This window comes from Candidatus Omnitrophota bacterium, assembly GCA_028716245.1.
Lineage (GTDB): Bacteria > Omnitrophota > Gorgyraeia > Gygaellales > Profunditerraquicolaceae > UBA6249.
Window position 1 is genome coordinate 107,089 of the sequence record JAQUQW010000001.1, and the last position, 24,816, is coordinate 131,904.

Below are 24,816 nucleotides of genomic sequence, written 5' to 3' on the forward strand. Positions count from 1 at the left end.
AAATGCAAACAACTAAAATTAGACCTCATATTATTTTCGGGGCAATCCTAATAGGTATTATCTTAAGTTATTTATATAGCCAAATGGTCGTTATCCATCCACAAGATAACTTTAAAGAAATAAGAGAGATTATTTATTGGAAAGATACCAGCTTCCATCTAGCTCTTGATTTAACCAAGGATTCTTATTTTCTAAGGATTAAGCATGATATTCAAGAAGGAGAATTCAAGGATATCTTTATGAATGGGGTTGTTATCAATTCTGATATAGCCTACCACGTAAAGAAGAAGGGGAGTATTCAATCTACCTACTTTTATTTACCTAAAGAAATTATTAAATCGGGGGTTAACTCTGTCGATATAAATTTCTTTAAAAATAATCCTTCTGATATAGATATTATGCTAACTAACTATCGAAGAAACATAAGTGATGATATTTATATTTTATTCTCTGACTCTGTACATTCACCTTCTGGAATGGTATCTATTTATGTCGTAATTTCGGTTATGGTTCTAGTTTATATTTTATTCGTCGGTGTCCCTTATTTTGTAAGTGGGTTTACGCCTTTAAGCATAGATAAGTTATTCCTTTATCAGGTGTATTCAATCTCGCCATTCCTTATTTCTTTAATCATTTCTTGTATATTCTCAAAGATAAACGGGTATTTTAAAGTAGTATTCACCCAAGCCTATTTTCTGAATTTTGCTATTGTTAGTTTTTCCATAGTAGAAACTTTTATTATTTTAGGGATAATTTGTAAAGGGGTTAAAGAAAGGTTTGCTCTATCTATGAAGGTCCAAATACCCATAAAGTCCGGAGCTTCTTTAAATGTCCGGCTAAATGTGTTTGATTGGTGGTTAATACAATGGGCAGGATCAAGAAAGTTTTCCGATAAATGCATTCTTTTGTTTATGGTATTTTTAATGGGATGTCCCATCTTGTTATTCTTACATTTAGATACTATAGCTGAACAATTCGCAAAGGTGTCTTCTTTTTTTCTCATATCCGGATTAATTATTAAATTCCTGAAGTTAAAAAAGGAAGAAAATAATAAAATATGAAAAATAAATTTTTTGTTATCTTAATCTTTTTTCTTCTAATTGTAGCAATAACTTTCCCCATGTTATTTAAGATTACTGTTTGTATTCCAGGGTTTTATTCAACTGATGAAATCTTTGGCAGTTTATGGGATAGCTGGAGGATTAAAACTGCTTCACAGGGATTTTTTACCTCAGGAGAAACCAATTTGATTGCTTATCCTTTTGGCGCATATTCTGGGACACCGGATTATTATTCTTATGTTTGGATGGGGTTAACCCATTTTCTGAGTAGATTCACTACACCCGTTATTACTCTTAACTTCCAGGTCTTATTGAATATTCTTTTTTCGGCATTCTTTACTTATTTATTGATTGATAATTTAACTGGGAATAGCTTGGTATCATTCTTTGGCGGTGTGATTTTTGCTTTTTGTCCATATCAATTCGTGCGTAGCTGGCAGCAACTGGGGCTTACCTTTAATCAATGGATCCCGCTTACGTTATTAGCTGCTATTTTGTTAAGAGAACAGCCTCAAAGAAAATATTCTCTGGTATTTTTAGTAAGTTTATTATTGCTTTTTTCTTTTGATTTTAGCGTAATGTATTTAGGGAGTATCGTTCTGTTGACATTTTTTATCTACGTTATTTTTTACCAATCGAAGGCAATAATATCTAAAGATAGAAAGCGTTTGATTGAAACTTTCCGTTACATCAAAAGGTTTTTATTTCTAGGACTTATTGTATTCGTTATTATGTTACCCGAGTTTTTTCCTATAATTAAAAATAGGGTGCTTCTTTCTTCTGTTGTCCAGGCTTCATCATTCAATGGCTATAAACGTCCCTTTGAGGATTTGTTTACTCAGTCCGCGAGGCCATTAAGCTATTTTCTACCGGCATCAGTACATCCATTATTTGGCAGTTTTACTAAGCAGTTTATTGGGTCTTCGTTATATGGAATGAGTTTAACTGAGCATACGCTTTACTTAGGTTGGATTCCCATGATTTTAGCTCTATATGCGATAAGGAGATGGAAAAAAGATAAAAAAATTCGGGGACACTCTTTTCTAGAGATAACTCCTCCTCAGGATTTTTATATCGGATTTTTTATGTTTCTTGCAATCGTAGCTTGGTTATTTTCTCAACCGCCATGGTGGCAGATTGGCCCACTCAAAATTTATATGCCTTCATTTTTCATGTATAAAATTTTACCTATGTATCGGGCATATTGTCGTTTTGGAATTGTGCTAATGTTAGCGGTAGCAGTCCTAGCTGGATTTGGGTTAAAGTTCTTACTTGAAAAATTCAAGAGTCAAAAGGCTAAAATTGCGGTTATGGTTTTATGCTGTGGTTTAGTACTGTTTGAATTTTGGAATTGGCCGCCATATAAGATTATCGATGTTTCAAAAGTCCCAGAAGTCTATTATTGGATTAAAAGCCAGCCGGGTGATTTTGTTGTTGCTGAATACCCCCTGGATTATAATGGCCCCAATGAGATGTATAAGTTTTATCAGACGACTCATGAAAAAAAGATTATTAATGGCACTATCCCGGGAACCTATCCGAATAAGGTCGCTAATACCGTAAAGAAGTTATCTGATCCTAGGACAACTGGCGTTTTAAAGTGGATGGGGGTAAAGTATATAATTGTGCATCGGGATGATTATTTGCGTACAGAAATCGTAGATGAAATAGAAGAATTACAAAAGATTCCTAAGAATCCCGGCCTTAAACTCGTTAAGTCTTTTTCTGCTCAAGAATGTCCGGATAAGAATATTATGTGTATTCAAAAAACCGGCCCGATTGATGTATATCTGCTTGAATCCGCTCCAATTGCGCCTTCCGTAACCGATAAATAAAATATAAGACTATTTTACTTTGTTGTGATAAAATATATACTTAAAGTTTAATCAGGAGGTGCCATGAAAAGATTATTTAAATTTATCCTATCAATAGTAATATTTGTGTTTTTAGTTTCTTTTGTTTCCGGTTCTTTAAAGAGCAGTCCCGAGGCAATTATAAAGAATGTTTTTAAGCCCGGGCAATTTAAGCCACAGATACTGAAATACAGGATTTATGTATTTGGAATTTTTCCTGTTGGAGAGGCCTATTTTTATAAAGCAATACTTGAGAAGGTAAATGGCAAAGATTTGTACCACGTTCAAGGGAAAGCCAGGAGCCTGGATGTAATAGCCACATTTTTTAAGTCTGAAGCAACGCTGGATTCATATATTGACCCGGTAGATTCTAATCCGGTATTGTTTAAACAAAAAATATCTATTTCAGGTAAACCAAATGAGGATAAAGAGGTTATTTACGACCAGAAGCAGGGTTTTATGATTATGGGCGGCTCTAAACGCCAGATTTTACCGAATACCCAAGATCCTCTTTCGCTGGCTTTTAATCTTGAAAGAATGGATTTTGATAAAAGCAAAGAAATAGATATGAATATTAATACAAAACACAAAAATTATCTTTTTAAAGGATCAGCGGAAGAAAAACCGGATATTTCCAGGAAAATAAGCCGTAAAGTTTATCTTGCCAAAGCTGAAATAAGGAGGCGGGATAAGAATAATCCATATCATCAATCTAAGGTAACCATATGGTTTGTCAGGGGAGAAGAGAATATCCCGATTCTAGTAAGAGTATTTGCAAGTGGATTTATAATTCAGGCAAGATTAGTGGATGTAAAGTAATAAAAATGCAAAGAATCAAGACCGTAATATTGTGTGGCGGAAAAGGTACCAGAATGGGTAGCGATGAGTTGCCCAAGGTTTTGTTCCCGGTTGGCGGCAAGCCCATACTTTGGCATATAATGAGTATTTACTCGTATTTTGGGTTTAATGAATTTATATTGTGTTTGGGTTATAAAGGAGAAAAGATAAGAGAACATTTTTCGGGCTTAAAGAAATGGAAAATAACCTTCGCGGAGACCGGAGAGAATACCAATACTGGCGGTAGAATCAAGAAAATAGAGAAGTTTATAAAAGAAGATTATTTTCTTGCTACTTATGGAGATGGCGTCGCGGATATTAATTTGGCTAAGCTTGTCCATTTTCATCAGAAACATAAGAAAAGCGCCACAATTACCGTAGCCAGGCCTCTTTCCCAGTTTGGTATTGTCGGAGTTGATTCGCATACCCAGTCGGTTACGCATTTCGAAGAAAAGCCCATATTAGATCATTGGATAAACGCCGGTTTTTTTGTCTTTAATAAAGAAATTTTTGATTATCTTAAGGAAAATGACATATTGGAGAAGGATAGTTTTAAGCGCGTGTTAAGAGATAAGGAATTAAATGCTTTTAAGCACGCGGGTTTCTGGAGGTGCATGGATACTTATAAAGACAATCTTGAGTTAAACGATCTTTGGAAAAAGAATAGGGCTGCTTGGAAAATCTGGCGCCCCGCGCTATAAGGTATTGCGCGGGTGTACCTTGGTAGCTAAGGAGGAATAATGCGTATTTGGAAAAACAAAGTTATTTTTATAACCGGGGCCAACGGGTTTTTAGGGTCTCATTTAGTGAAAAGAGCCTTAGCTTATAAGGCCAGGGTGATTGTTTTAATAAAAGAAGATATTCCCTGTTCATTGTTCAGGATTGACGGGTTAGATCGTAAGTCTAAGATTTACAAGGGGGATTTGTCGGATAGCAAACTCATAAATTCTATATTTAGGAAGAATAAGATCGATGTCTGTTTTCATATTGCCGCTCAGGCTATTGTGGGGATAGCTAATAAATCGCCCATCGGCACATTTAAGACAAATATTGAAGGTACCTGGAATATACTTGAGGCAGCCAGGGTTTTTGGGGTAAAAGCCATGGTTGTGGCCTCAAGCGATAAAGCTTATGGCGAACATAAAAAGCTTCCATATAAGGAAGACTCGCCTTTAATTGCCTTGCATCCTTATGATGCTTCGAAGTCTTGCACCGATATTCTCAGCAGGACTTACGCCCATACTTATAATCTTCCGGTAGCTGTCACCAGGTGCGCTAATATATACGGCCCGGGTGATTGTAATTTTTCAAGGATTATACCGGATACCTGCCGCTCAGTTATCAAAGGCAAGAACCCGGTCATCAGAAGCGATGGCACTCCTTTAAGGGATTATGCTTTTGTCGAGGATATTGTTGACGCGTATTTTGTTCTGGCTAAAAGTTTATTGAATAAAAAGATTAAGTTTGGAGAAGCCTTTAATTTCGGTATCGGTAAACCCATAAGCGTAATTAAGCTTGTGAGGATGATCCTTGAAGTTTCAGGAAAAACAGGATTAGTCCCCGAGATATTGAGTAAAGGAAAAATAAAAGGAGAGATAGATAGGCAGTATCTCTCTAGCGGTAAAGCCAGAAAAGTTTTGGGTTGGTATCCTAAGCATACGCTTCAAAAAGGCCTGGGGATAACCTATCAATGGTATAAAGATCATCTCTAAGGTTATGAAGATTAATTTAAACAAGCACATTATATTATTAGCGGCAATTTTCGTTGCCGCTTTTATTATCCGTTTTTACCAGCTTTCATTTTTTGAATATAAGAACGATCAGTATTTTGCCATTGGTTTAGGTAATGATACCAGGGCAGCCCATTTCCTGGTTACTCACGGTATGCGCTCCGGGATAGGGGTGAATAATCCTCCGGCATTCTCTTATGCTATGGGAGTCCTGACCGCTTTTACTAATGACCCGGCCCAGCTTACATTCTTCTTTTTCTGCATAAATATACTGGCATTGATCTTAGCGATTATTTATTTCTACCGCACCCTTCCTGTTAAATACGCTATTTTATCAACAGCATTTTTAGCGCTATTTCCCGCATCCACGCTTTATTCAAGTAATATTTGGGCGCAGTTTTTTCTCCCGTTAATAATGATCCTGTTTAATATTTCATTATACAGGTTTGTGAAATACGAGCTTTGGCGAAACTTTTTCTATATGGGTTTACTTGCAGTTTTAGCGGCGCAGTTCCATATGTCGGGTTTCTTTTTATTTCCTCTGCTGGCTGTAATCGCCGCGGCCTATTGGAAGAAAATCGACAAAAAAGAAATCTGGTTAGTTTTTCTGGCGGTATCCGTATTGTTTATACCGTACTTAATACATTTATTTAAGGATATGGAACTCTTTAAATTATTTGCTTATGGCGCTTCCGCGAAGCGGGCTTTTCCCTGGAAAATATTCCTGTTTCATTTACGCATGGCTTCCTTTGATTTCTTCAGGTACTATTTTAGGTATGATTTTAATGTTACATTGCGAAGTATGGCGGGGTTTTGGCGTTTTATTCTTTATCCGTTAACATTTATCCCGGCGATTCTCTTTGCGTCAGGTTTTTTTAGCTATCTTAAGTGGCTGATTAAGGGGCGCAAGCTTTTTAATATAAATGATGATGCTCGCCAAGGGTACCCGCTGCCTTTTCAGGTTTCCGGGTTTATGATTTTGGTTGTAACGCTTGGTTATCTTATTTTTAGGGTGCGTACCCCGATGCATTATTTTATTGTTTTATATCCCGCGTATGGTTTGATTACCGGATTTACGGCCTTTAGGATCTGGAAAATTGGATGGGGGAAGCCGGTAGTGTTGCTGGGTATCATTTCGACCGTTATCCTTTTATTAGCCGCTTTATTATTTTTGGATAGGGCCGGCGGACATCCGTACGAGTACGGTATTTCTTATAAGGCATTGGTTTCCTGGCAAAAAGAATTGCGGTCAATTAGGCCCCAACGATCTTGTTGGGATTTAAGGATAAATTTTATTGGTGAGGGCAAGGCGGATAAAGAGACAGTTTATTCTATGCTCAGCGATGGGAATAAGTGCGCCAAAGGCGATAAAATTATTCCGGTTGATTTTAATATCAGCTGGGATAATAAATTAATGCGCTATCAACATTATATAAACATTATAAAATAGGATAGAATATGCCGCTAATTTCAGTAATTGTTCCGGTTTATAATGAAGCAAAAACCATCAGCCAGATCCTGGAAAAGATCAATGCTGTTAATATTGATAAAGAGATTATTGTGGTTGATAACTGCTCAAACGATGGGACGCAGGGCATATTGCAAGATATTTTAAAGAGATCGGGATGTAATTCTATTCGGGTAATTTATCACTCTTACAATAAAGGAAAAGGCGAATCTGTAAGGGAGGGAATAATTGAAGCTAAAGGTGATTTTGTGGTTATTCAGGATGCGGATCTTGAATATGACCCAGGCGAATTTTCTAATCTACTGAGACCATTGCAAAATAATGAAGCGGATTTAACATTGGGCGCCCGGTTTACCAGGGGCCATAGTGGCCTTATGGCGCACAGGTTGGGAAATAAATTTCTGACAGCATTATTGAATTTTACGTTTGGCAGCCAGCTTAATGATTATGCCACTTGTTATAAAATGGCCAAGCGCCAGGTATTCATTGATTTTGGGTTAAAATCGAAGAGTTTCGATATTGAAGTAGAGATAATCTGCAAAGCCCTAAAATCTCATTTGCGGATTTTGGAAGTGCCGATTGCTTACTATCCGCGCAGTTACGTTGATGGCAAGAAAATCAGGTGGATCGATGGTTTGCAGGCTATTCTGAGTATCTTAAAGTATCGGTTAAGCCGTTAAGGAGAGCGATGAAGAACAGGATTGAGGGGGCTCTTAATTTTTTGATTTATTGGTCGATTATAATATTCCCTTTTTCTATCAGCATCTCTAACGGTTTTATGAATACTTTTATGGGGCTTATTGTTGTTGCCTATTTGCTGAAGAAAATAATAAGAAAAGAATGCCTATTTCCAGGAACAAATATAAATATTCCGCTGCTGGCATTATTTTTAATGACTGTTTTTTCACTTTCATATTCTGCTTATCCGAAAGATACGGTTAAGGGCGGGGTATTGAGGCTTTTGCAATATATAATTATGCTTTTTGCGCTTATAGAAGAGCTAAGAGATAAGAAGCATATCTGGAGGATAATTTTTGCCATTCTTGCCGGCTTGGTATTGGTTTCAATAGATGCGGTTTGGCAGGTAGGTACGGGAAAAGATTTTATGAGAGGGCATGCGCCGATAATAAATATAGGCTTAGCGCGGGCGACTGCTTCATTTAGCGATGCCAATATTTTTGGGGTTTACATAAGCGCGATCGCGCCTTTGTTTTTTGGTTTGGCCATATATTATTTTAAGGGTTGGAAGAAAGCGTTATTCGGGGTATTTAGTTTATTAGGTTTAACCGGAATTACTTTAACATATTCTCGGCCCACGTTACTTGGAACATATTTAGCTTTATTATTTTTAAGTATCGCCAGAAGAAGTAAATGGTTGATAACGTTTTTAATTGTGTTTATTTTGATCGCTCCATTTTTACTGCCTAAATCAGTGAAACAATTTGCTAAAGAGGTTAATTACAATCCGATAAGGTTTATGTGCAATGATGACCGGATCGCGATATTCAGGAATTCAGTAAAAATGATTAAGGCCAGCCCGATTATTGGCCATGGCGCGAATACTTTTATGAAGAATTATAAGCAATATAAAGAAAATCCCGAATATCTTCGTATCGTTACAGCTGACTTTTTGTACGCGCACGATAATTTCCTGCAGATGGCCGGAGAGATTGGTTTAGTAGGGCTGGGGATCTTTCTTTGGCTGCTTTATGAGTTATTTAAGGGGTGCGCCTATATATATAGACAGCTTAAAGATTACCAGTTTAAGATTATTTTTCTTTCTTTGGTTGCTTGCATACTTGCTTTCCTGGTCAATGGATTGACTGAAAGCAGTCTTTATTCTTCGCACGTTACGCCGATCTTCTGGTATTTAATTGGTTTTTCGTTTGCATTTAAAAAGTTTATCGCCCCGGATGAAAAATCAAATTAGGAATATTATGAAAAAAATAGCTGTGTTATTATCTTCGGTAATTATTTTACTGGGGGTTTTTATTTTTCCTGGCTTTCCCCAAGGTATACTGTCCCTATTTTGATGTATCACAATATTAGCTATGAAAAGAGTAGTTCCTGCGTTACTCCGGAGAACCTGGTTAAGCAGATGGAATATATTAAGAGGAACGGCTATGATGTGATCACTTTAGATGAATTAGCCGGGAGTATTAAAGACAAAAGGCGCCTTAAAAGAAACAAGGTTGTGATTACTCTGGACGATGGGTACGAAGACAATTTCAAATATGCCTATCCTGTTTTTAAAAAATTTGGATTTGCCGCTACAATATTTCTCCCTACGGATTATATGGGAAGGAAAGGGTATCTAACTTGGGACCAGATCAGGCTGATGTCCAAGGATAAGATTTCTTTTGGCGGCCACACTAAAACACATTTGTATCTTGGTTTGGTAAATGATGATAAAATCTTAAGAGAAGAGATTGCCGGCTCAAAAAAAACAATCGAGCGGGAAACAGGGGTACCGGCGGATTATTTTTGTTATCCTATCGGTGGATTTAACGAGAGAGTAAAAGAAATTGTCAAAGAAGCAGGTTATAAAGGCGCCTGCACTACAAATCGCGGAACTAATAGCTTTAATCGAGATATCTATGAGCTTAAGAGAGTCAAGATGACTAATTTTGACATGGATAAACCTTTTTCTTTCCGGCTAAAGCTTTCAGGATATTATAATTTATTCAGAGGCAGGCAAGATTCATATTAATAACATAGACAGTGTAGCTAACATCTTGGAATGTAAAGAGATATAGAACAAATATTTTAGATACAAAGAGTTTTTGTTAGATTTTGGCCTTTTCTGCGTCAGTTGTAGTAGGAAGAAAATAAAAAACGTAGAAAAGGGAGAGGATAGTATGGAGACAAAAATAGCAGTATTTAAAGGGAAAGGGGTACGGAAAGCCATCCATAATAATGAGTGGTGGTTTTCGGTCGTGGATGCGTGTGGGGCATTAACGGATAGTCTTGATGCAGGCGCTTATTGGCGTAAATTAAAACAAAGACTAAAAGAGGAAGGTAGTGAGGTCGTGACATTTTGTCACGGATTTAAATTAGAAGCGCCTGATGGTAAAAAATACGAAACCGATTGCGCTAATACAGAAGGCATTTTTCGTATTATCCAGTCAATTCCCTCACCTAAAGCTGAACCATTTAAGCGGTGCTTGGCAAGGGTTGGTTATGAACGTATCAAAGAAATAGAGGATCCGGAATTAGCCACTAAGAGGACCCGTGCCTTATACAAGGCGAAAGGTTATAGCGATAATTGGATTGAAAAACGGATGCGCGGTATTGCTATTCGTGAAGAACTTACGGATGAATGGCAGAAACGCGGGGCGCAAGAGCAAAAGGATTACGAAATTTTAACGGCAGAAATCTCAAAAGCTACCTTTGGAATCACGCCCAGCCAGTATAAGAAGATAAAACGGTTAAAACGTGAAAACCTACGTGACCATATGGATGATTTAGAACTTATCTTTACAATGCCTGGAGAAAGGGCAACTACCGAAATTCACCGCACTGAAGATTCGCGGGGTGTGCCTAAGCTTAAATCCGATGCCAAAGCAGGAGGAGATATTGCCGGTAATGCCAGAAAACAGTTGGAAAAAAGAATAAGAAGGTCTATTGTCTCAAAAGATAATTTCTTAGAGCAATCTAAAAAGTTAAAAAATTGCCTTATAAATAATTAAAATGATTAAAAATATACTTGTTGTTCGCAATGACCGGTTCGGGGAGTTTTTGCTGAATATCCCGGCAATGCGCGCGCTGAAAGAATTATATCCACAGGCAAAACTTACTTTAGCGGTAGATTTCGCGGTTTGCGAATTGGCAGGGGCGGTTGAATGTGTTGATGAAGTAGTGGTTTGGGATGAGGTTAAGGGTAATTTAAGAAAGTATAAGTTTGATCTTTGTGTTGTTTTAAATCCTACTAAAGAGGCGCATTTGAGTAGTTTTTTAGCTGGTATTCCTTTGCGGGTAGGCTATGATAGGAAATGGGGATTTCTGCTGACGCATAAATTAAAAGATACGAAACATCTTGGTGACAGGCATGAGGTAGATTGTAATTTAGAATTAGTTGGATTGATTGGGGCGCGTACGCAAAATAAATCTATTTCAATTAAAGTTGATGAAACTCTTTTTCCTGAACTATCGGGCCAGGAGATTATAGCAATACATCCATTTACCAGCGACCCGGTTAAACAGTGGCCGCTTGAGCGATTTAAGGAGTTAGCGCGGAGAATTGCGCAGGAGACCAAGGTTAAGGTTGTACTAGTAGGTAGATCTGAAGATCGGGGACTGTCCCCGAATGGGGACTGTCCCCATTCGCAGTCGCCTTCAGCGATAGTTCCCTTAGTTTTAGATGCGGGCGATGGAATTATCGATATGGTCAATAAAACTTCTTTGGTGGAATTAGCCGCGTTATTGAAACGCTGCTCTTTACTTATTTCAGGTGACAGCGGACCGGTGCATTTAGCTGCTGCCGTGGGGACGCCGGTGGTGGCGTTGTTCAGGAATGATTTGCCGGGTAAAACTGCGCGGCGCTGGGGGCCCTGGGGAGATGGGCATATAATTATAGAGAAGAATAATTTATTGATGGTAACGGTTGAAGAAGTGCTTGAAACGATAAAAAAGGTTATCAATTAAATATAATGCGAAGTAAAATTATCAAAACTTTTGTAAAAGTAATTATAATACTGTTTATATTTAGCAGCGGTTTTTATTTCCTCTGGCTTTATCCAAGATTTACGGTTCCGGTACTTACTTATCACAGTTTTGATTATGCAAAAGGATTGTTATTCGTATCGCCAGAAAACTTTGAAAGGCAGATGCATTATCTTAAAGATAAAGGTTTTAAGGTTATCCCCCTGGATGAACTGGTTGAGGGTATAAAAAATAAGAAAAAGTTTGCGCATAACACCGTTGTTATTACTATAGATGATGGTTATGAAAACAACTTTACTTATGCCTATCCCGTCCTGAAGAAATATGGTTTTCCAGCGATTATATTCTTAATTACTAATGACATAGGGATCCACGAAAACTTTTTGAATTGGGATGAAGTTAAGGAGATGTCTAAGAATAATATTTCTTTTGGCGGCCACACAAAAAATCATATTTATTTGCCTTCAGTAAAGAAAGAAGATGTCTTATGGGATGAGATAGCCGGTTGTAAAAAAGCCATTGAGGAACATCTTGGGATACCGGTTGACTATTTTTGTTATCCTTTGGGTGGATTTACGGAGGAAGCGAAAATAACCGTTAAGAAAGCAGGATATAAAGGGGCCTGTGTAACTAACCGCGGCGATGATATATTAAATAGGTACGATCTTTATGAATTAAACAGGGTCTCAGTTAGGAATACCGATCCGTATTTTTCATTTTCTAATCTGCTTAATCCAATCAGATTTCGGGCTAAATTGTCGGGTTATTACAATATTTTTAGAGAAGAGAAAAGGGGCTATTAAATAACCTGCAGGCGACTATCCAGCGCTTAAAAGGCGTGGTGGAGGCGCGGCGCTGGGTTCGGGGAGTGCGGATTTGTGATTGACACCCCATTAGCAATGTTCTATAATATCGAACAGTTGTATTATTATATAGAACAGGAGAAAATAAATGTTGATACCAGCCGGAAGAAAAAATATTTTACAAGTATTTTTAAAGGATCCTTTTAGGGAAGTTCACCTTAGAGAAATCTCTCGCCTGTCGAAATCTTCGCTTGCCAATGTCGATAATTCCATGCGGCTATTCGTTAAAAATGATATGTTTATAAGGCGTGAATTGTCGCACTCGACCTTCTTTAAGCCTAATCTTGAGAACGAAGATACAGTAAAGGTATTTGAGTTTTTAGAGCTTGAGCGGCGCAAGGTATTCTATTCAAAGAATAAGGGCATCGCGCGCCTGCTTAAAAAGTATACAGACACCATTATAGGACTCTCAAACAAAAAAATTCAACTTGTTATCCTTTTTGGTTCCGTAGCGAGAGGCGAATGGAAAAAGGGAAGCGATATTGATATACTTGCGGTTATTCCTGATAAAGAAAATGATATCGTTGATATATTGAATAAGGCTAAGACTGATGTCAGCCCCCTATTGGAAATACGGCCGATAAGCACCACGATAAGAAAATTCGCGGAAGGTTTTAAGGCAAAAACGGAGTTCTATGATAACCTGTGGAAAGACCGTATAGTGCTGTATAATGAATTTTTATTCTGGCAGCTGATCAGAGAACGGGGGTAAATAACATGCCTGCAAATATCGAGAAGATATTACGCGGATGCTTTCATCCTAAACAAGGCAGGCCCAATCTTCATAAGGTACCTGTAAATACTGGACGTTCAAAACAGCATATTGATAAGGCGCATAATAACTTGCGCGCTATGAAACTGATGTTTGATAGCGATCTTTTTGATTGGGCTGTTATTTGCGGGTATTACGCGATGTACCACGCTGTGCTGGCAGCGCTTTTTAAGATAGGTATCAGGGCGACAGCGCATTACTGCGCCATAGCGGCTTTTAAGGAATTCTATGTTAAACGCGGGAAGGTAAAGCCTGAATATATAGGTTATATCAAGCGTGCGAAACAACTCGAGCAGAAATATGCCGAGTCTTTGGACAAGGCTCAAGAAGATAGAGTCATTGAGCAATATGGCGTTGAGGTTATTACTAACGATGATGCTGAATGGATTATAGAAGACGCAAAGGATTTTATCCTTAAAATAGAAGAAGTGTTAGCTGAGCAGTAAAATGATTAAGTTCGGGAATTAGGCAATCGTAAGGTAATGCAGTAAATGTATGAAAGAGGTTACTAAGTTTTTACAGAATTTGGTTTACCACTCTGGATATCTCAAATCGACCATAAAAGATGGAGTCGTTTCGCTTAAGCCCTATGCGGAGCAATTGGAGGTTATCCATATACGCATCGATTATCCCGATCCATCTACCTGGCGAAAGAAGAAATATTGGCATATTTCAAAAGAAGAAATATCTTCGCGGCTGGATGAATGGGCTTTTAAACATCTTATCGATCAAAATGACTACGCTGCCTATCTTGAACGATATCGTCCTGTAAAGGCGCGAGGGGAGATTGAGGATATTGATGAGCATATTATGGATACTCATTATCGGCCACAGGCAATAGAGATGTTGCGTCACAATAAATTTTTCAATCTTGTATCTTGGACAAAAAAACGCGTTTGTATGAAATACCACCGGCGTTCCAATCTTTATTGGAAAAACGGTGACGAGTTTAGGTTTGATTATCGCAATTCTGTTGAAAGTTTATTTATTCGAAAAAATGGTGGAGATAAAGAGGTGATTGGTGTGGGTGGCTCCGGAAGTTCCGGTCAGCGCCAGATGCACACCTTCTTTACAGCCGTCTTTTATCTATTGGGTAAAAATTTGCCTCTTCCGCATTATTTATTTAAACAGAACGGCTTTAACGAGTTTGAATATGTCGGACGAAAATACCGTACAGTGTTAACATCGGGTTTCGGAAGTAATTTTGATTTAGACAAACGTCTCTACATGGAGATTCGGAAGAAGGGTTTCTATTGGAAATAAGAAATAATGGTTAAGTTTGGTATCAGACAATCATTCGACAATATCGAGCAGATTGAAGATAGGTACTCCAATATAAATGTTCCTGTCGAAGTGGCCTTGCCTTATTACTGGGATATATACGAACCGGTTAGAAGGCATTTAGCTGAAATTGCTGAGAAGATTAAGTCTTATGGCACGGTAGTGATAGGTATACACGCTGTTCAAGCTCCTATTACGGATAAAAAATTTAAGATATGGGGAAAAGAAATAGCGGATTTCGCGAAAACTCTCGGCGTTAAGACGATTACATTGCATCCTAACAATATAAACAAAAACAAAATTATGCAGGAGAAGGCGCTTGAGAACTTGGAATACTTTGTAGATTTGTATAAAAAGGAAATTGTTTTTTTGCATTGAAACTTTTGAAGGCAAAAGAAGAGTATTTACTCCTGAAGAAATAGTCAGCTTCAATTTACCTATGACCCTTGATACTGCGCATATCAGGGATAATAAAAAGATATGGAAATTATTCAAAGATTACAAACAAAATATTAAGAACATACATCTTTCAGCTAAAGATGAGAATAAGCAGCATTTACCAATTGATAGTTTTTGCAAAGAGGTAGTAAGTTATCTTATCGAGAGCAAGTGGGATGGGAACTTGATTTTGGAGTATTTATTCGAATTTCACGACCAGATGCTGAGTGATTTAGAATCTCTTAAAAGGATAAAGTAAAAATATGAATTACGCGGTAATATTAGCGGGTGGGGTGGGAAGCAGGTTCTGGCCGTTTTCGCGCGAACTTGAGCCAAAGCAGTTTATGAAGATTATTGGAGAGGCTAGCCTCCTGCAGGCGACTATCCAGCGCTTAAAAGGCGTGGTTGAGGCGCGGCGAGTTTATATTATCACGAATAATATTTATTTTTATGAAGTTAAGGCGCAGGTTGCTAAATTTGGCATTCCCGATACAAATATAATTTTAGAGCCGCAAGGCAAGAATACGGCTCCGGCGGTTGGGCTTTGCGCGAAGTTAATCAGCCGGATTGATAAAGAGGCCGTGCTTCTGGTTTTGCCTTCGGACCATTATATTAAAAATATAGAGAATTTTAAGAATACACTTAAAAAAGCAATTGCCTGCGCCCGGAAAGATTTTCTGGTTACGATAGGGATTAAACCCAGCGTCCCGTCCACAGGATATGGGTATATAAAGGTGGATGGAAAGAAAAATGGGCATATCGCGGTTGAGAAGTTTCTGGAGAAACCGGATTTAAATAAGGCAAAGAAATATTTTAAGGATAAGCGATTCTTCTGGAACAGCGGGATGTTTATCTGGAAGGCTTCGGTGTTTTTGGAGGAGGCCAGGGAATATTTGCCTAAGTTGCACGCTAATTTACAGCTGATTAATTCGGTAAATGATATTCCTAAAATCTGGCCTAAGATTGAGGCGATATCCATCGATTACGGAATAATGGAACATTCTCAGCGCATCGCGCTTATCCCGTCGAATTTTTATTGGACTGACCTTGGCAGCTGGGACGCGTTGTCCGAAATATTCCCTAAAGATAAAAAGGGGAATATCTCTAACGGGGATACCTTGAATTTAGACAGCCAGGGGGTATGCGTATTTGCCAGGGGCAACCGGCTGGTTTCAACCATCGGCATTAAAGATATGGTTATCGCGGATACCCCGGATGCTTTATTGGTTTGTCATCGGGACAAAACGCAAGATGTTAAAAAGCTGGTGGAAAGATTAAAATTACTTAAGCGTAAAGAGCATCAGGTGCATTTAACCGAGCGCCGGCCCTGGGGTTCATTTACGATTTTACAGGAAGGAATAGGTTTTAAGATCAAGCTTATTGAAATAGCCGCCCATAAACGCTTGAGCCTTCAGCAGCACAAGAGGCGCGCTGAGCATTGGGTAGTGGTTTCTGGTGTAGCTAAGGTTACTAGCGGAACGAAAATATCTTTGGTCAATAGTAATCAAAGTATCTATATTTCAAAAGGTAAAAAGCATCGCTTGGAAAACACGGCTAATCAACCTTTAAGGATCGTGGAAGTGCAGACTGGCAGCTACCTGGGTGAAGACGATATAGAGAGATTCGAGGATGATTTTAAGAGGTAGAGATTGGCCTCGCCCGGATGGGCTCGGCACTTCCTCGGGCATTTCGCCCTCGGTCGCTTCGTACTTCGCAATGACGAATGTCCATGAAATTCTTAATTATAAATCCATTCGGTATCGGGGATGTTTTATTTACTACGCCGGTAATTAAGGCGATTAAGGGGCGTTATCCAGATAGTTTTATCGGGTACTGGTCGAATCTGCGGGTTAAGCCGATTCTTTCCAGTAACCTTCAAATCAACAAGGTTTTTGCCCTTTCGCGCGGAGACCTTAAAAAACTCTATCAGGAGTCATTTTTTAAGGGCTTATGGAGCGCGCTTAAACTTATCTGGCAGATAAAAAAAGAAAATTTTGACATTTGTCTTGATTTTTCCCTTGACCACCGCTATAGTTTATTCGCGAAAATAATCGGGATTAGGCAGCGGATTGGGTTCAATTATAAGGGCAGGGGAAGATTTCTTACCCAACGCGTTGATCTGGCAGGTTATCAGGATAAGCATGTAGTTGAATATTATTTAGAGCTTTTGAAATTTTTAAATATCCCCGCTCAAGATAAGAGTTTGTTCTTGTCTGTTTTTCCGGAGAGTGAATTAAAGGCAAAAAATATACTTGCTTTAGCCGGCATTGAAGAAAATGATTTGGTAATCGGTATTGTTCCCGGTGCCGGCGGCAGTTGGGGCAAGGATGCTTCCTATAAACATTGGCCGGCATTGAAATTTGCCCAGCTGGCTGAGCGGCTTGCCGTTGAGCTCAAAGCAAAGATACTGATCTTAGGCGATGAGTCGGAGGCCAAAATTTCAGATGTAATCGTGCATGTTATGCGCAATAAGCCGATAGACTTGGTGGGTAAAACCGGCTTAGATATCTTGCCGGCGGTAATTAAGAATTGTAATTTACTGATTACCAACGATGGCGGGCCCATGCATATGGCGGTGGCCTTGGGAGTGAGGACGGTTTCTATATTCGGCCCGGTGAGTGAATTAGTATATGGGCCGTTTCCGTTTAGTAATAAACATATAGTTTTAAAATGGGATATCTCCTGCCGGCCTTGTTATAATAATTTCAGGCTGCCGGGTTGTGATAAAGATAGGGAGTGTTTAAGGTCAATAAGCGTGGACGCGGTTTTTGAAGCCAGCCAAAAACTTTTAAATTAAATAGGGACAGCGACCATTTTTCTTGGTCGCATCGAAGAAAAAAATGGTCGCTGTCCCTATTTAAGAAAGGGATTATATGAAAATACCGGCACTAGACTTAAAAAAACAAATTGCCCCGATCCGCCAGGAGATCGATGCGGCAATCAAAGAGGTAATTGATGATACCAGTTTTATCTTGGGGGAAGCAGTGGCCAGATTTGAACAGCATGTTGTGGAGTATTCAAAAGCAAAATACGCGATTGGTGTTTCAAACGGCACGGATGCCATTTCGCTCTCTTTGCTTGCTTTGGGAATTAAACCCGGGGACGGGGTAATCTGCCCAAGTTTTACCTATTATGCTACCGCAGGCGCGGTGGCAAGTATCGGGGCGCGTCCGGTTTTTGCGGATATAGATTACGATACCTATAATATTTCGCTCAAGAGTGTTGAGAAAATATTATCCAAGAAGAATAAATTAAAAGTTAAGGCGATTATCCCGGTGCACCTTTACGGACAGTGCGCGGATATGGATGGAATTTTGAAATTAGCGCGTAAGTGTAAATTAAAAGTTATTGAAGATACTGCGCAGGCCTTCGGCGCAGAGCACAGGGGGCAAAAAGCAGGGACGCTTGGTGATTGCGGCACGGTGAGTTTTTATCCGGGGAAAAATATCGGCGCATTTGGCGATGCCGGATTAATTTTGACGAATAATAAAGGGGTGGCAGAAAAATTAAAGATTTTGCGGAATCAGGGGAATAAAAATAAATATTATCATCTGGTTTTGGGCCGGAATAACCGCATGGATACAATTCAAGCGGTGGTGCTGGATGTTAAGTTAAAGCATCTGGATGGATGGAATAGAAAGAGGCAGGAGGTTGCCCAATATTATAATAGGAATTTGGCAGGCCTTAATCTTAATTTGCCGTTTCTGCCTGAATATACCACGCATATTTATCATCAATATGTCCTGAGGGCTCCGGCTTCAAATAAAAAATTTATTGACTATTTGCAGGCAAAAGGAATTGACTCGCGCGTATTTTATCCTGTTCCGCTGCATTTACAGAAGTGCTTTAAATATTTAAGGTATAAGGCAGGAGATTTCCCGGAAGCGGAAAAGGCGGCAAAGCAGACATTTACTTTACCGATTTATCCTGAATTGACACAGAAAGAAAAAGATTATATTGTTGCCCAAGTCGAAACTGTTTCCTCTTTGAGTCCGAAACAGTTTCGGAGCTAATCGGGAAATAGGGTAAAAATAAGGAGTTATTGATGGCTAAATTGTCGGTTGTGGTTTTGACGAAGAATGAGGAAAGTTGTATCGCCGCTTGCCTTGAGTCAGTGAAATGGGCGGATGAGATTATCGTGGTCGATGATGAGAGCGCGGATAAGACCATTGAAATTGTTAAGAAATATAATTGCAAAGTTTTCTTTAGAAAAATGGATATAGAAGGTAAGCACAGGAATTGGGCTTACGCGCAGGCGGCCAATACCTGGGTTTTGAGTTTAGATGCCGATGAAACAGTCACGCCGGAATTAAAAGTGGAAATTGAACAAGCGATCCAGTCCTCGGATTTTGCCGCCTATGATATTCCCCTGCGTAATTTTATCGGCAATTACTGTGTAAAATACGGCGGCTGGTATCCGGCTTCAAAGGTGCGCTTATTTCAAAAAGATAAATTTAAATATGAAGAGTCTGAAGTGCATCCGCGGGTTTTTATCGACGGCCCATGCGGGCATTTAAGATCCGATATTATCCACCGGGGATACCCGGACCTGGAGCATTTTTTAAATAGCGTCAACCGGCAGTCGACTCTTGAGGCGGTAAAGTGGATTAAGACCGGGCGCAAGATGACCCTGCTCTGGGCTACCTGGAGAGCCGTAGACAGGTTTTTTAGGAGATATATCCGTAAGAAATCATATAAGGATGGCATGTACGGGTTTATTATCGCTTATTTTGACAGTTTGTATCAAATATTAAGTTATGTGAAATTTAGGGAGATGCAAAAGAAGGCAGGCGGCAGATAAAAAATTAAGTAAAATTTTTCTTGCAATACTTGTATAACAATGTTATACTTATATTGTGAGAGGAGGGTAAGACGATGACTTTATTAAAAGCATTTCGTTTACCGGCTGGATTGGTTAATCGGTTAGCCTCATTGGCAAAAACCACGCATCGCAGCGAGACTTTTTATGTTACCAATGCTTTAGTCCACTATTTAGAAGACTATGCCGACGCGCAAATTGCCAAAGACCGCTTTAATGATCCTAAATCTAAGATTATTTCTGGTAGAGAGCTAAGGAAGCAGATCGGTGTATAAGGTTGCCTATCTTGATTCGGTTGAGGATGACCTTAAGAAGCTCGATAAATCTACAGTTAGGAAGATTCTTAATCGTATCGAAACCTATCTTGCTTGCAACCCCAAAGAATTAGGGAAACCCTTAAAAGGCGAGTTTGGCGGTTATTGGCGATACCGGTGGGGCGATTACCGCGTTATCTATAAAATAGCGGAACGCGAGATTTTGATTCTTGTCTTGCGTATTAGCAACAGAAAAGATATATATAGAATATGAAAGTAGTATTTTTGGATAGGGATGGAGTAATAAATAAATATCCGGGAGATAAACTTTATGTTACTTCGTTGCGTAAATTCAAGTTTCTGCCCCGCGCAAAGAAAGCAATTGCTTTGTTGAGTAAGAATGGATTTAAAATATTTGTAGCATCTAATCAGGCTGGGGTGGGCAAGGGTACGTATAGCCAGAAAACTTTAGACCTGGTAACTGCTAAAATGCTTGTTGATATCGAGAAAGCAGGAGGCAGGATTGATAAGGTTTATTATTGCCCGCACCGTAAAGAAATGGATTGTTCATGTCGCAAGCCAAAGCCGGGGTTGCTCAGGCAGGCGGCACAAAAATTTAAATTCAATTTAAAAAACACCTATTTTATCGGCGATACAACGCGGGATATTTTTACTGCCCGGGCGGCCGGATGCAAATCCATTCTTGTATTGACCGGTAAAGAAAAACTGGCAAACCAAAAAAACTGGGAAGCAAAACCGGATTTTGTATTCAAGGATCTCCTGGCAGCAGCTAAATTCTTAGCTAGAATTCAGGGACGTCCTAAAAGGGGACACCCTGCTACTAAGGGTGTCCCCTCAGAGGACGTCCCCACAAAACAATGAAAGTATTAATTACTTATGTTTCAGCCGGCGCCGGCCACCGCAGGGTAGCTGAGGCGGTATATAATTATCTAAAAAATAATCGCCGGGATTTAAGCCTGGAATTGGCCGATCTTTTGCCTTCTGCTAATCCTTTTTTTCGTTTTTGCTACCTTGCCGGCTATCCTTTTTTAGTGCATTATGCCAGCTGGCTTTGGGGGTTTTTCTTCTGGATGACTAAAATCCGGCTGACCCGCTGGATTTGCCGCAAATCCTCTTTAATCGTAAATTACTTTAGCTGCCGTAAGTTCGCCGATTATCTGATCAAGGAAAAGTTCGATCTTATTATTTCCACGCATTTTCTCAATTCAGAATTAGCGGCAAATTTAAAATTAAAAAACAAAATTAAGGCAAAAATAATTACAATAATTACAGATTTCGGAGTGCATCCGTTTTGGATTTCAAACGGCACGGATCTTTATGTTGCCGCTTCCAAAGCTACCAAGGATAAATTGTTAACCATGGGGATAGAAGAATCAAAAATTAAAGATTCCGGTATTCCGTTTGCCCCTAATTTTACCAGGAATCAAAATAGGGTTGGCCTGGCATCTAAATTGGGTATTAAGGCGGATATGTTTACCGTATTGATCATGACCGGGTCATTCGGGTCCGGGCCGCTTGAGGAAATTGCCGAGAGCCTTTGTTCTCAAGCGCAGGTGCTGGTGGTTTGCGCAAAAAATAAAAAACTTTTTTGCCGCCTGCAAAAACGAAATCTAGGGAATGTGAAAGTTTTTGGATTTGTAAATAACGCGCAAGAGCTTATGGCGGTTTCCGATATTATAATTACCAAGCCCGGAGGCTCAAGCATCGCGGAATTCCTGAATATGGAGTTATTTCCTATTTTTATATCGGCAATACCGGGACAGGAGCAGGAGAATATCCGGATTTTGGCTGGTTATGGGGTAGGATACGCCTTAAAGGATGTTCGGCGGATTAAAGAGTTGATTGTTGAGCTCAAGAATAATCCGCGCAAACTCCAAGCTTTAAAAAAGAATGCCGGCCAGGCTGCCAAGCCGCTTGCCTGTCAGGAGATAGCTAGTGTTATATGCTAAGGTTGTATTAGGCCTGCCTATTGATGGTCCGTTTGACTACCTCATCCCGGCTGATTTGGAAAATAAGATTTCTGTCGGAGCAAGGGCCTGGGTAAATTTCCGCAACAAAAAAGAAGTAGCCTACGTCGTCGGTTTAAGCAATAAAACTAAAATTAAGAAAATAAAAGAAATTTCGGCGCTCATCGGCCAGTCGCCTATTTTAGATGAAAAGATGCTTTTATTGACCAGGAGGCTGGCGGAATATTATTGTTGTTCTTGGGGGGAGGCAATTGAAACCGCGCTTCCGGATGAGATCAGGAAAGGCAAAATAAATGGGACCGTTTCTATTTTTCCCCAGTCCAGTTCTAGAAAAATAGAAACGGTCCCTAGTTTTGTTCAGGGCCAGGATAGGATGCCGGTTTATTTAAGGGAGATTAAAGAGGTTCAGGCGCAGAAGCGTTCAGCGATTGTTTTGTTCAGTGATATTTCGGAGGCAGAAAGAGCCAAGAAGTTAATTGAAAAAGATTTAGGTATAGAGGTTTTTTTGACATTCCGCAAGCAGCCAAAAGAGCTGGAGGTATGGGAAAAAATCAGGCAGGCCCAGTATTGCGTTGTTATCGGAACGCGTTCGACTATTTTTTCCCCGGTGAATGATCTGGGGCTGATTATCGTCGACCAGGAGGATGACCGGGTTTATAAGCAGGAGCAGGCGCCGCATTACCATGCCCGGGAGGTTGCTTTGATGCGCGCCCAAATCCAAGGAGCAAAGGTTATCCTGGCTAGCCACAGCCTATCTTTAGAAAGTTTTTATCTGGCGCAAAAAGAAAATCTTAAGCGTGAAATTATTCCTTCTAAGAAAGCGTATCCGCAGGTTAAGATTATCGATGTGCGCAGGCTTGCCTATGCGCAAAGAAAAAGCAAATCTTTATTTTCAAAGTTTTTGGCCGATGCCATATATGCCCAACTGGGTGAAAAAGGAAAAATCCTTCTGGTTATCAACCGCACGGGTTTTGCCACCGCAGCCGCCTGCCACAATTGCGGGGCAGCGTTGAAATGCCCGCGCTGCAATATTAATTTAGTCTTTCATTTTGAAGAGGATAAATTAAGGTGCCACCATTGTAATTTTAAGATGGAGGCCCCTAAGATCTGCCCCAGCTGCAATACCGGTTATATTAAGTATTCCGGGATAGGCACGGAGAAAGTTGAAAGCGAGCTGGCCCGGATTTTTCCCCAGGCGCGGATTAAAATAATTGGAGAGGCTAAGGAAGGTATTAATTTACTAGATGCGGATATTTTTGTGGCGACAGGTTCGGTAGTAAAACAGCAGGGGACTTTAAATTTTGATTTAATCGGAGTCTTGGCAATAGATAATTCGCTTAACCGGGTGGATTTTCGGGCGGCGGAGAAGACATTCTCTTTGCTTGCCGGGCTGGTTAGCTTGACCTCTAAAACAATGATTATTCAAAGCGCTAACGCCAACCACCATTGTTTTCAGGCGCTGGTTAAAAATGACCCGCAGTTATTTTACAGGGAGGAACTCAAACAGCGTAAACAGCTTGAGCTGGCTCCGTTTAAACACATGATTTTACTTAAGGCAAGAGGATCCGGTCTTGAAAAGGTTAAGCAGGCAGCTGCGGATTTGTTCGAAAAATTAAACGGCTTAAAAAGCAATAGTATAAAAATACTATCCCTTAATCCCGGACAGCCGCCTAAATTACGGGGTAATTTTTATTACCAGATATTGATGCGCGCATCCAGCGCGGAAAAAGCCAGCCATTTTTTAAAATTACACTTAAAAGAATGGCATTATTCAGGTATAATAGTTTCGGTAGACCTAGATCCTGTTTGAGATGAAAATAATATTTTTCGGAAGTTCACATTTCGCGGTTCTTTCATTGCAAGCTTTGATCGAAAGCAAGCATGAGGTTGCCTGCGTAGTTACCCAGCCGGATAAGCAAAAAGGAAGGCACCTGCATTTTACCGGCACAGACCTAAAGGATACCGCGCTCCAGGCAAAGCTTAAAATCTTCCAGCCGGAAGATATTAATAGCAAAGAAAGCCTAAAGTTCTTAAAAAACCTTGAGGCGGATCTTTTTGTAATTATTGCCTACGGCCAGATATTGTCCCAGGAGGTTTTGGATATTCCCAAAATTATGCCGATTAATATCCACGCTTCGCTCCTGCCGCGTTACCGGGGAGCGGCGCCGATTAACTGGGCGATAATCAACGGAGAAAAAAAGAGCGGGATTACGATAATCTATGTAACCCCGAAGCTGGATTCCGGGCCGGTTATTCTGCAGGAAGAGGTAAAAATCGAGGATAAAGATACAGCGGTAAGTTTAGAGGAGAAACTAAGCCTTGCGGGGGCGAAACTTTTAGAACAGACGCTGGTTAAAATTGATAATCGGGATTATCGTTTAATCGATCAGGACGAAGCTAAGGTTATTTTTGCCCCGAAGATGAAAAAGGAGGTTGGTTTAATCGATTGGGATACTTCGGCTGCGGATATTCATAATCAGATCAGGGGCGTATTACCCTGGCCGGGAGCATTTACCAGTTTGCGCGGAAAAATGCTAAAAATATTCCAGGCGGAAATCCTTCCGATATTCCCCAATCATCAACCATGTCCCGGTGAGGTGGTCAGGGCCGACAAGGCCGGTATCGTGGTAGCTTGCGGCCGCGGGTTTTTAAAGATCAATGAGCTGCAGTTAGAAGCGGGCAAACGGATGAGCGCGCAAAATTTTATTATCGGCCATAAACTTTCCATAGGGGATATCCTAGGTAAATAAATAGGGACAGCGACCGTTTTTCCTTTCTATACGACCAAGA

The 24,816-nt window shown here is 39.8% G+C and carries 27 protein-coding genes; all 27 read left to right on the forward strand.

Going from position 1 to position 24,816, the window contains the following annotated elements; genetic code table 11:
* The first annotated feature begins 2 nt into the window (after positions 1–2).
* The 27 genes from PHG87_00580 (at position 3) to fmt (ending at position 24,776) form a co-directional block, all read left to right on the forward strand.
* On the forward strand, positions 3–1,061 hold the full coding sequence (locus PHG87_00580) for a hypothetical protein (GenBank protein ID MDD5476696.1): 1,059 nt from the start codon (positions 3–5) through the stop codon (positions 1,059–1,061).
* Entirely contained in the window at positions 1,058–2,896 is a 1,839-nt protein-coding gene (locus PHG87_00585; GenBank protein ID MDD5476697.1) for a hypothetical protein, read from the forward strand. The genes PHG87_00580 and PHG87_00585 overlap by 4 nt, the downstream gene beginning before the upstream one ends.
* 63 nt (positions 2,897–2,959) lie before the next feature.
* Positions 2,960–3,733, forward strand: coding sequence for a DUF3108 domain-containing protein (locus PHG87_00590; protein MDD5476698.1), 774 nt, complete (start codon positions 2,960–2,962; stop codon positions 3,731–3,733).
* Between the two features lie 14 nt (positions 3,734–3,747).
* Positions 3,748–4,452, forward strand: coding sequence for a sugar phosphate nucleotidyltransferase (locus tag PHG87_00595; protein ID MDD5476699.1), 705 nt, complete (start codon positions 3,748–3,750; stop codon positions 4,450–4,452).
* 39 nt (positions 4,453–4,491) lie between these two features.
* The gene (locus PHG87_00600) at positions 4,492–5,463 is read left to right on the forward strand and encodes a GDP-mannose 4,6-dehydratase (GenBank protein ID MDD5476700.1); all 972 of its coding nucleotides are present in this window, start codon (positions 4,492–4,494) and stop codon (positions 5,461–5,463) included.
* 4 nt (positions 5,464–5,467) lie between these two features.
* On the forward strand, positions 5,468–6,931 hold the full coding sequence (locus tag PHG87_00605; GenBank protein ID MDD5476701.1) for a glycosyltransferase family 39 protein: 1,464 nt from the start codon (positions 5,468–5,470) through the stop codon (positions 6,929–6,931).
* Between the two features lie 8 nt (positions 6,932–6,939).
* On the forward strand, positions 6,940–7,629 hold the full coding sequence (locus tag PHG87_00610; protein ID MDD5476702.1) for a glycosyltransferase family 2 protein: 690 nt from the start codon (positions 6,940–6,942) through the stop codon (positions 7,627–7,629).
* A gap of 8 nt (positions 7,630–7,637) precedes the next feature.
* Positions 7,638–8,879 (forward strand): O-antigen ligase family protein, encoded by a 1,242-nt coding sequence (locus tag PHG87_00615; protein ID MDD5476703.1) that lies wholly within the window; start codon positions 7,638–7,640, stop codon positions 8,877–8,879.
* 102 nt (positions 8,880–8,981) lie between these two features.
* Complete coding sequence (locus tag PHG87_00620) at positions 8,982–9,659, forward strand: polysaccharide deacetylase family protein (protein ID MDD5476704.1); 678 nt, start codon at positions 8,982–8,984, stop codon at positions 9,657–9,659.
* Between the two features lie 148 nt (positions 9,660–9,807).
* Entirely contained in the window at positions 9,808–10,638 is an 831-nt protein-coding gene (locus PHG87_00625) for a Bro-N domain-containing protein (protein ID MDD5476705.1), read from the forward strand.
* Between the two features lies 1 nt (position 10,639).
* Entirely contained in the window at positions 10,640–11,593 is a 954-nt protein-coding gene (locus PHG87_00630) for a glycosyltransferase family 9 protein (protein MDD5476706.1), read from the forward strand.
* A gap of 5 nt (positions 11,594–11,598) precedes the next feature.
* Positions 11,599–12,414: a polysaccharide deacetylase family protein gene (locus PHG87_00635; protein ID MDD5476707.1), complete on the forward strand. Its 816-nt coding sequence runs from the start codon at positions 11,599–11,601 to the stop codon at positions 12,412–12,414.
* Between the two features lie 148 nt (positions 12,415–12,562).
* Entirely contained in the window at positions 12,563–13,186 is a 624-nt protein-coding gene (locus PHG87_00640) for a nucleotidyltransferase domain-containing protein (GenBank protein ID MDD5476708.1), read from the forward strand.
* Positions 13,187–13,191: 5 nt separating this feature from the next.
* The gene (locus PHG87_00645; GenBank protein ID MDD5476709.1) at positions 13,192–13,692 is read left to right on the forward strand and encodes a HEPN domain-containing protein; all 501 of its coding nucleotides are present in this window, start codon (positions 13,192–13,194) and stop codon (positions 13,690–13,692) included.
* A 49-nt stretch (positions 13,693–13,741) separates the two neighbouring features.
* Complete coding sequence (locus tag PHG87_00650) at positions 13,742–14,509, forward strand: hypothetical protein (protein ID MDD5476710.1); 768 nt, start codon at positions 13,742–13,744, stop codon at positions 14,507–14,509.
* A gap of 6 nt (positions 14,510–14,515) precedes the next feature.
* On the forward strand, positions 14,516–14,905 hold the full coding sequence (locus PHG87_00655) for a hypothetical protein (GenBank protein MDD5476711.1): 390 nt from the start codon (positions 14,516–14,518) through the stop codon (positions 14,903–14,905).
* Positions 14,906–14,966: 61 nt separating this feature from the next.
* Positions 14,967–15,224, forward strand: coding sequence for a hypothetical protein (locus tag PHG87_00660; protein ID MDD5476712.1), 258 nt, complete (start codon positions 14,967–14,969; stop codon positions 15,222–15,224).
* 4 nt (positions 15,225–15,228) lie between these two features.
* The gene (locus tag PHG87_00665) at positions 15,229–16,611 is read left to right on the forward strand and encodes a mannose-1-phosphate guanylyltransferase/mannose-6-phosphate isomerase (GenBank protein ID MDD5476713.1); all 1,383 of its coding nucleotides are present in this window, start codon (positions 15,229–15,231) and stop codon (positions 16,609–16,611) included.
* A 77-nt stretch (positions 16,612–16,688) separates the two neighbouring features.
* The gene (locus PHG87_00670; GenBank protein ID MDD5476714.1) at positions 16,689–17,762 is read left to right on the forward strand and encodes a glycosyltransferase family 9 protein; all 1,074 of its coding nucleotides are present in this window, start codon (positions 16,689–16,691) and stop codon (positions 17,760–17,762) included.
* 76 nt (positions 17,763–17,838) lie between these two features.
* Complete coding sequence (locus PHG87_00675) at positions 17,839–18,978, forward strand: DegT/DnrJ/EryC1/StrS family aminotransferase (protein MDD5476715.1); 1,140 nt, start codon at positions 17,839–17,841, stop codon at positions 18,976–18,978.
* 32 nt (positions 18,979–19,010) lie between these two features.
* Positions 19,011–19,766: a glycosyltransferase family 2 protein gene (locus tag PHG87_00680; protein ID MDD5476716.1), complete on the forward strand. Its 756-nt coding sequence runs from the start codon at positions 19,011–19,013 to the stop codon at positions 19,764–19,766.
* 74 nt (positions 19,767–19,840) lie between these two features.
* Positions 19,841–20,059 carry a DNA-binding protein gene (locus PHG87_00685; protein MDD5476717.1) on the forward strand — a complete coding sequence of 73 codons (219 nt, stop codon included), beginning with the start codon at positions 19,841–19,843 and terminating at the stop codon, positions 20,057–20,059.
* Positions 20,052–20,312 carry a type II toxin-antitoxin system RelE/ParE family toxin gene (locus PHG87_00690; GenBank protein MDD5476718.1) on the forward strand — a complete coding sequence of 87 codons (261 nt, stop codon included), beginning with the start codon at positions 20,052–20,054 and terminating at the stop codon, positions 20,310–20,312. Before PHG87_00685 ends, PHG87_00690 begins: the two co-directional genes overlap by 8 nt.
* Positions 20,309–20,920: a D-glycero-beta-D-manno-heptose 1,7-bisphosphate 7-phosphatase gene (gene gmhB, locus PHG87_00695; protein ID MDD5476719.1), complete on the forward strand. Its 612-nt coding sequence runs from the start codon at positions 20,309–20,311 to the stop codon at positions 20,918–20,920. The genes PHG87_00690 and gmhB overlap by 4 nt, the downstream gene beginning before the upstream one ends.
* Positions 20,917–22,008, forward strand: a complete 1,092-nt coding sequence (locus PHG87_00700; protein MDD5476720.1) for a glycosyltransferase — start codon at positions 20,917–20,919, stop codon at positions 22,006–22,008. The genes gmhB and PHG87_00700 overlap by 4 nt, the downstream gene beginning before the upstream one ends.
* Positions 21,995–23,836 carry a primosomal protein N' gene (priA, locus tag PHG87_00705; GenBank protein MDD5476721.1) on the forward strand — a complete coding sequence of 614 codons (1,842 nt, stop codon included), beginning with the start codon at positions 21,995–21,997 and terminating at the stop codon, positions 23,834–23,836. The genes PHG87_00700 and priA overlap by 14 nt, the downstream gene beginning before the upstream one ends.
* Position 23,837: 1 nt before the next feature.
* Complete coding sequence (gene fmt, locus PHG87_00710) at positions 23,838–24,776, forward strand: methionyl-tRNA formyltransferase (GenBank protein ID MDD5476722.1); 939 nt, start codon at positions 23,838–23,840, stop codon at positions 24,774–24,776.
* Positions 24,777–24,816 lie beyond the last annotated feature (40 nt).

Coding starts and splice junctions, on each gene's coding strand:
- PHG87_00580 (MDD5476696.1), top strand. CDS start 3: ATGCAAACAACTAAAATTAGACCTCATATTATTTTCGGGGCAATCCTA.
- PHG87_00585 (MDD5476697.1), top strand. CDS start 1,058: ATGAAAAATAAATTTTTTGTTATCTTAATCTTTTTTCTTCTAATTGTA.
- PHG87_00590 (MDD5476698.1), top strand. CDS start 2,960: ATGAAAAGATTATTTAAATTTATCCTATCAATAGTAATATTTGTGTTT.
- PHG87_00600 (MDD5476700.1), top strand. CDS start 4,492: ATGCGTATTTGGAAAAACAAAGTTATTTTTATAACCGGGGCCAACGGG.
- PHG87_00605 (MDD5476701.1), top strand. CDS start 5,468: ATGAAGATTAATTTAAACAAGCACATTATATTATTAGCGGCAATTTTC.
- PHG87_00610 (MDD5476702.1), top strand. CDS start 6,940: ATGCCGCTAATTTCAGTAATTGTTCCGGTTTATAATGAAGCAAAAACC.
- PHG87_00615 (MDD5476703.1), top strand. CDS start 7,638: ATGAAGAACAGGATTGAGGGGGCTCTTAATTTTTTGATTTATTGGTCG.
- PHG87_00620 (MDD5476704.1), top strand. CDS start 8,982: ATGTATCACAATATTAGCTATGAAAAGAGTAGTTCCTGCGTTACTCCG.
- PHG87_00625 (MDD5476705.1), top strand. CDS start 9,808: ATGGAGACAAAAATAGCAGTATTTAAAGGGAAAGGGGTACGGAAAGCC.
- PHG87_00630 (MDD5476706.1), top strand. CDS start 10,640: ATGATTAAAAATATACTTGTTGTTCGCAATGACCGGTTCGGGGAGTTT.
- PHG87_00635 (MDD5476707.1), top strand. CDS start 11,599: ATGCGAAGTAAAATTATCAAAACTTTTGTAAAAGTAATTATAATACTG.
- PHG87_00640 (MDD5476708.1), top strand. CDS start 12,563: ATGTTGATACCAGCCGGAAGAAAAAATATTTTACAAGTATTTTTAAAG.
- PHG87_00645 (MDD5476709.1), top strand. CDS start 13,192: ATGCCTGCAAATATCGAGAAGATATTACGCGGATGCTTTCATCCTAAA.
- PHG87_00650 (MDD5476710.1), top strand. CDS start 13,742: ATGAAAGAGGTTACTAAGTTTTTACAGAATTTGGTTTACCACTCTGGA.
- PHG87_00655 (MDD5476711.1), top strand. CDS start 14,516: ATGGTTAAGTTTGGTATCAGACAATCATTCGACAATATCGAGCAGATT.
- PHG87_00660 (MDD5476712.1), top strand. CDS start 14,967: ATGACCCTTGATACTGCGCATATCAGGGATAATAAAAAGATATGGAAA.
- PHG87_00665 (MDD5476713.1), top strand. CDS start 15,229: ATGAATTACGCGGTAATATTAGCGGGTGGGGTGGGAAGCAGGTTCTGG.
- PHG87_00670 (MDD5476714.1), top strand. CDS start 16,689: ATGTCCATGAAATTCTTAATTATAAATCCATTCGGTATCGGGGATGTT.
- PHG87_00675 (MDD5476715.1), top strand. CDS start 17,839: ATGAAAATACCGGCACTAGACTTAAAAAAACAAATTGCCCCGATCCGC.
- PHG87_00680 (MDD5476716.1), top strand. CDS start 19,011: ATGGCTAAATTGTCGGTTGTGGTTTTGACGAAGAATGAGGAAAGTTGT.
- PHG87_00685 (MDD5476717.1), top strand. CDS start 19,841: ATGACTTTATTAAAAGCATTTCGTTTACCGGCTGGATTGGTTAATCGG.
- gmhB (MDD5476719.1), top strand. CDS start 20,309: ATGAAAGTAGTATTTTTGGATAGGGATGGAGTAATAAATAAATATCCG.
- PHG87_00700 (MDD5476720.1), top strand. CDS start 20,917: ATGAAAGTATTAATTACTTATGTTTCAGCCGGCGCCGGCCACCGCAGG.
- fmt (MDD5476722.1), top strand. CDS start 23,838: ATGAAAATAATATTTTTCGGAAGTTCACATTTCGCGGTTCTTTCATTG.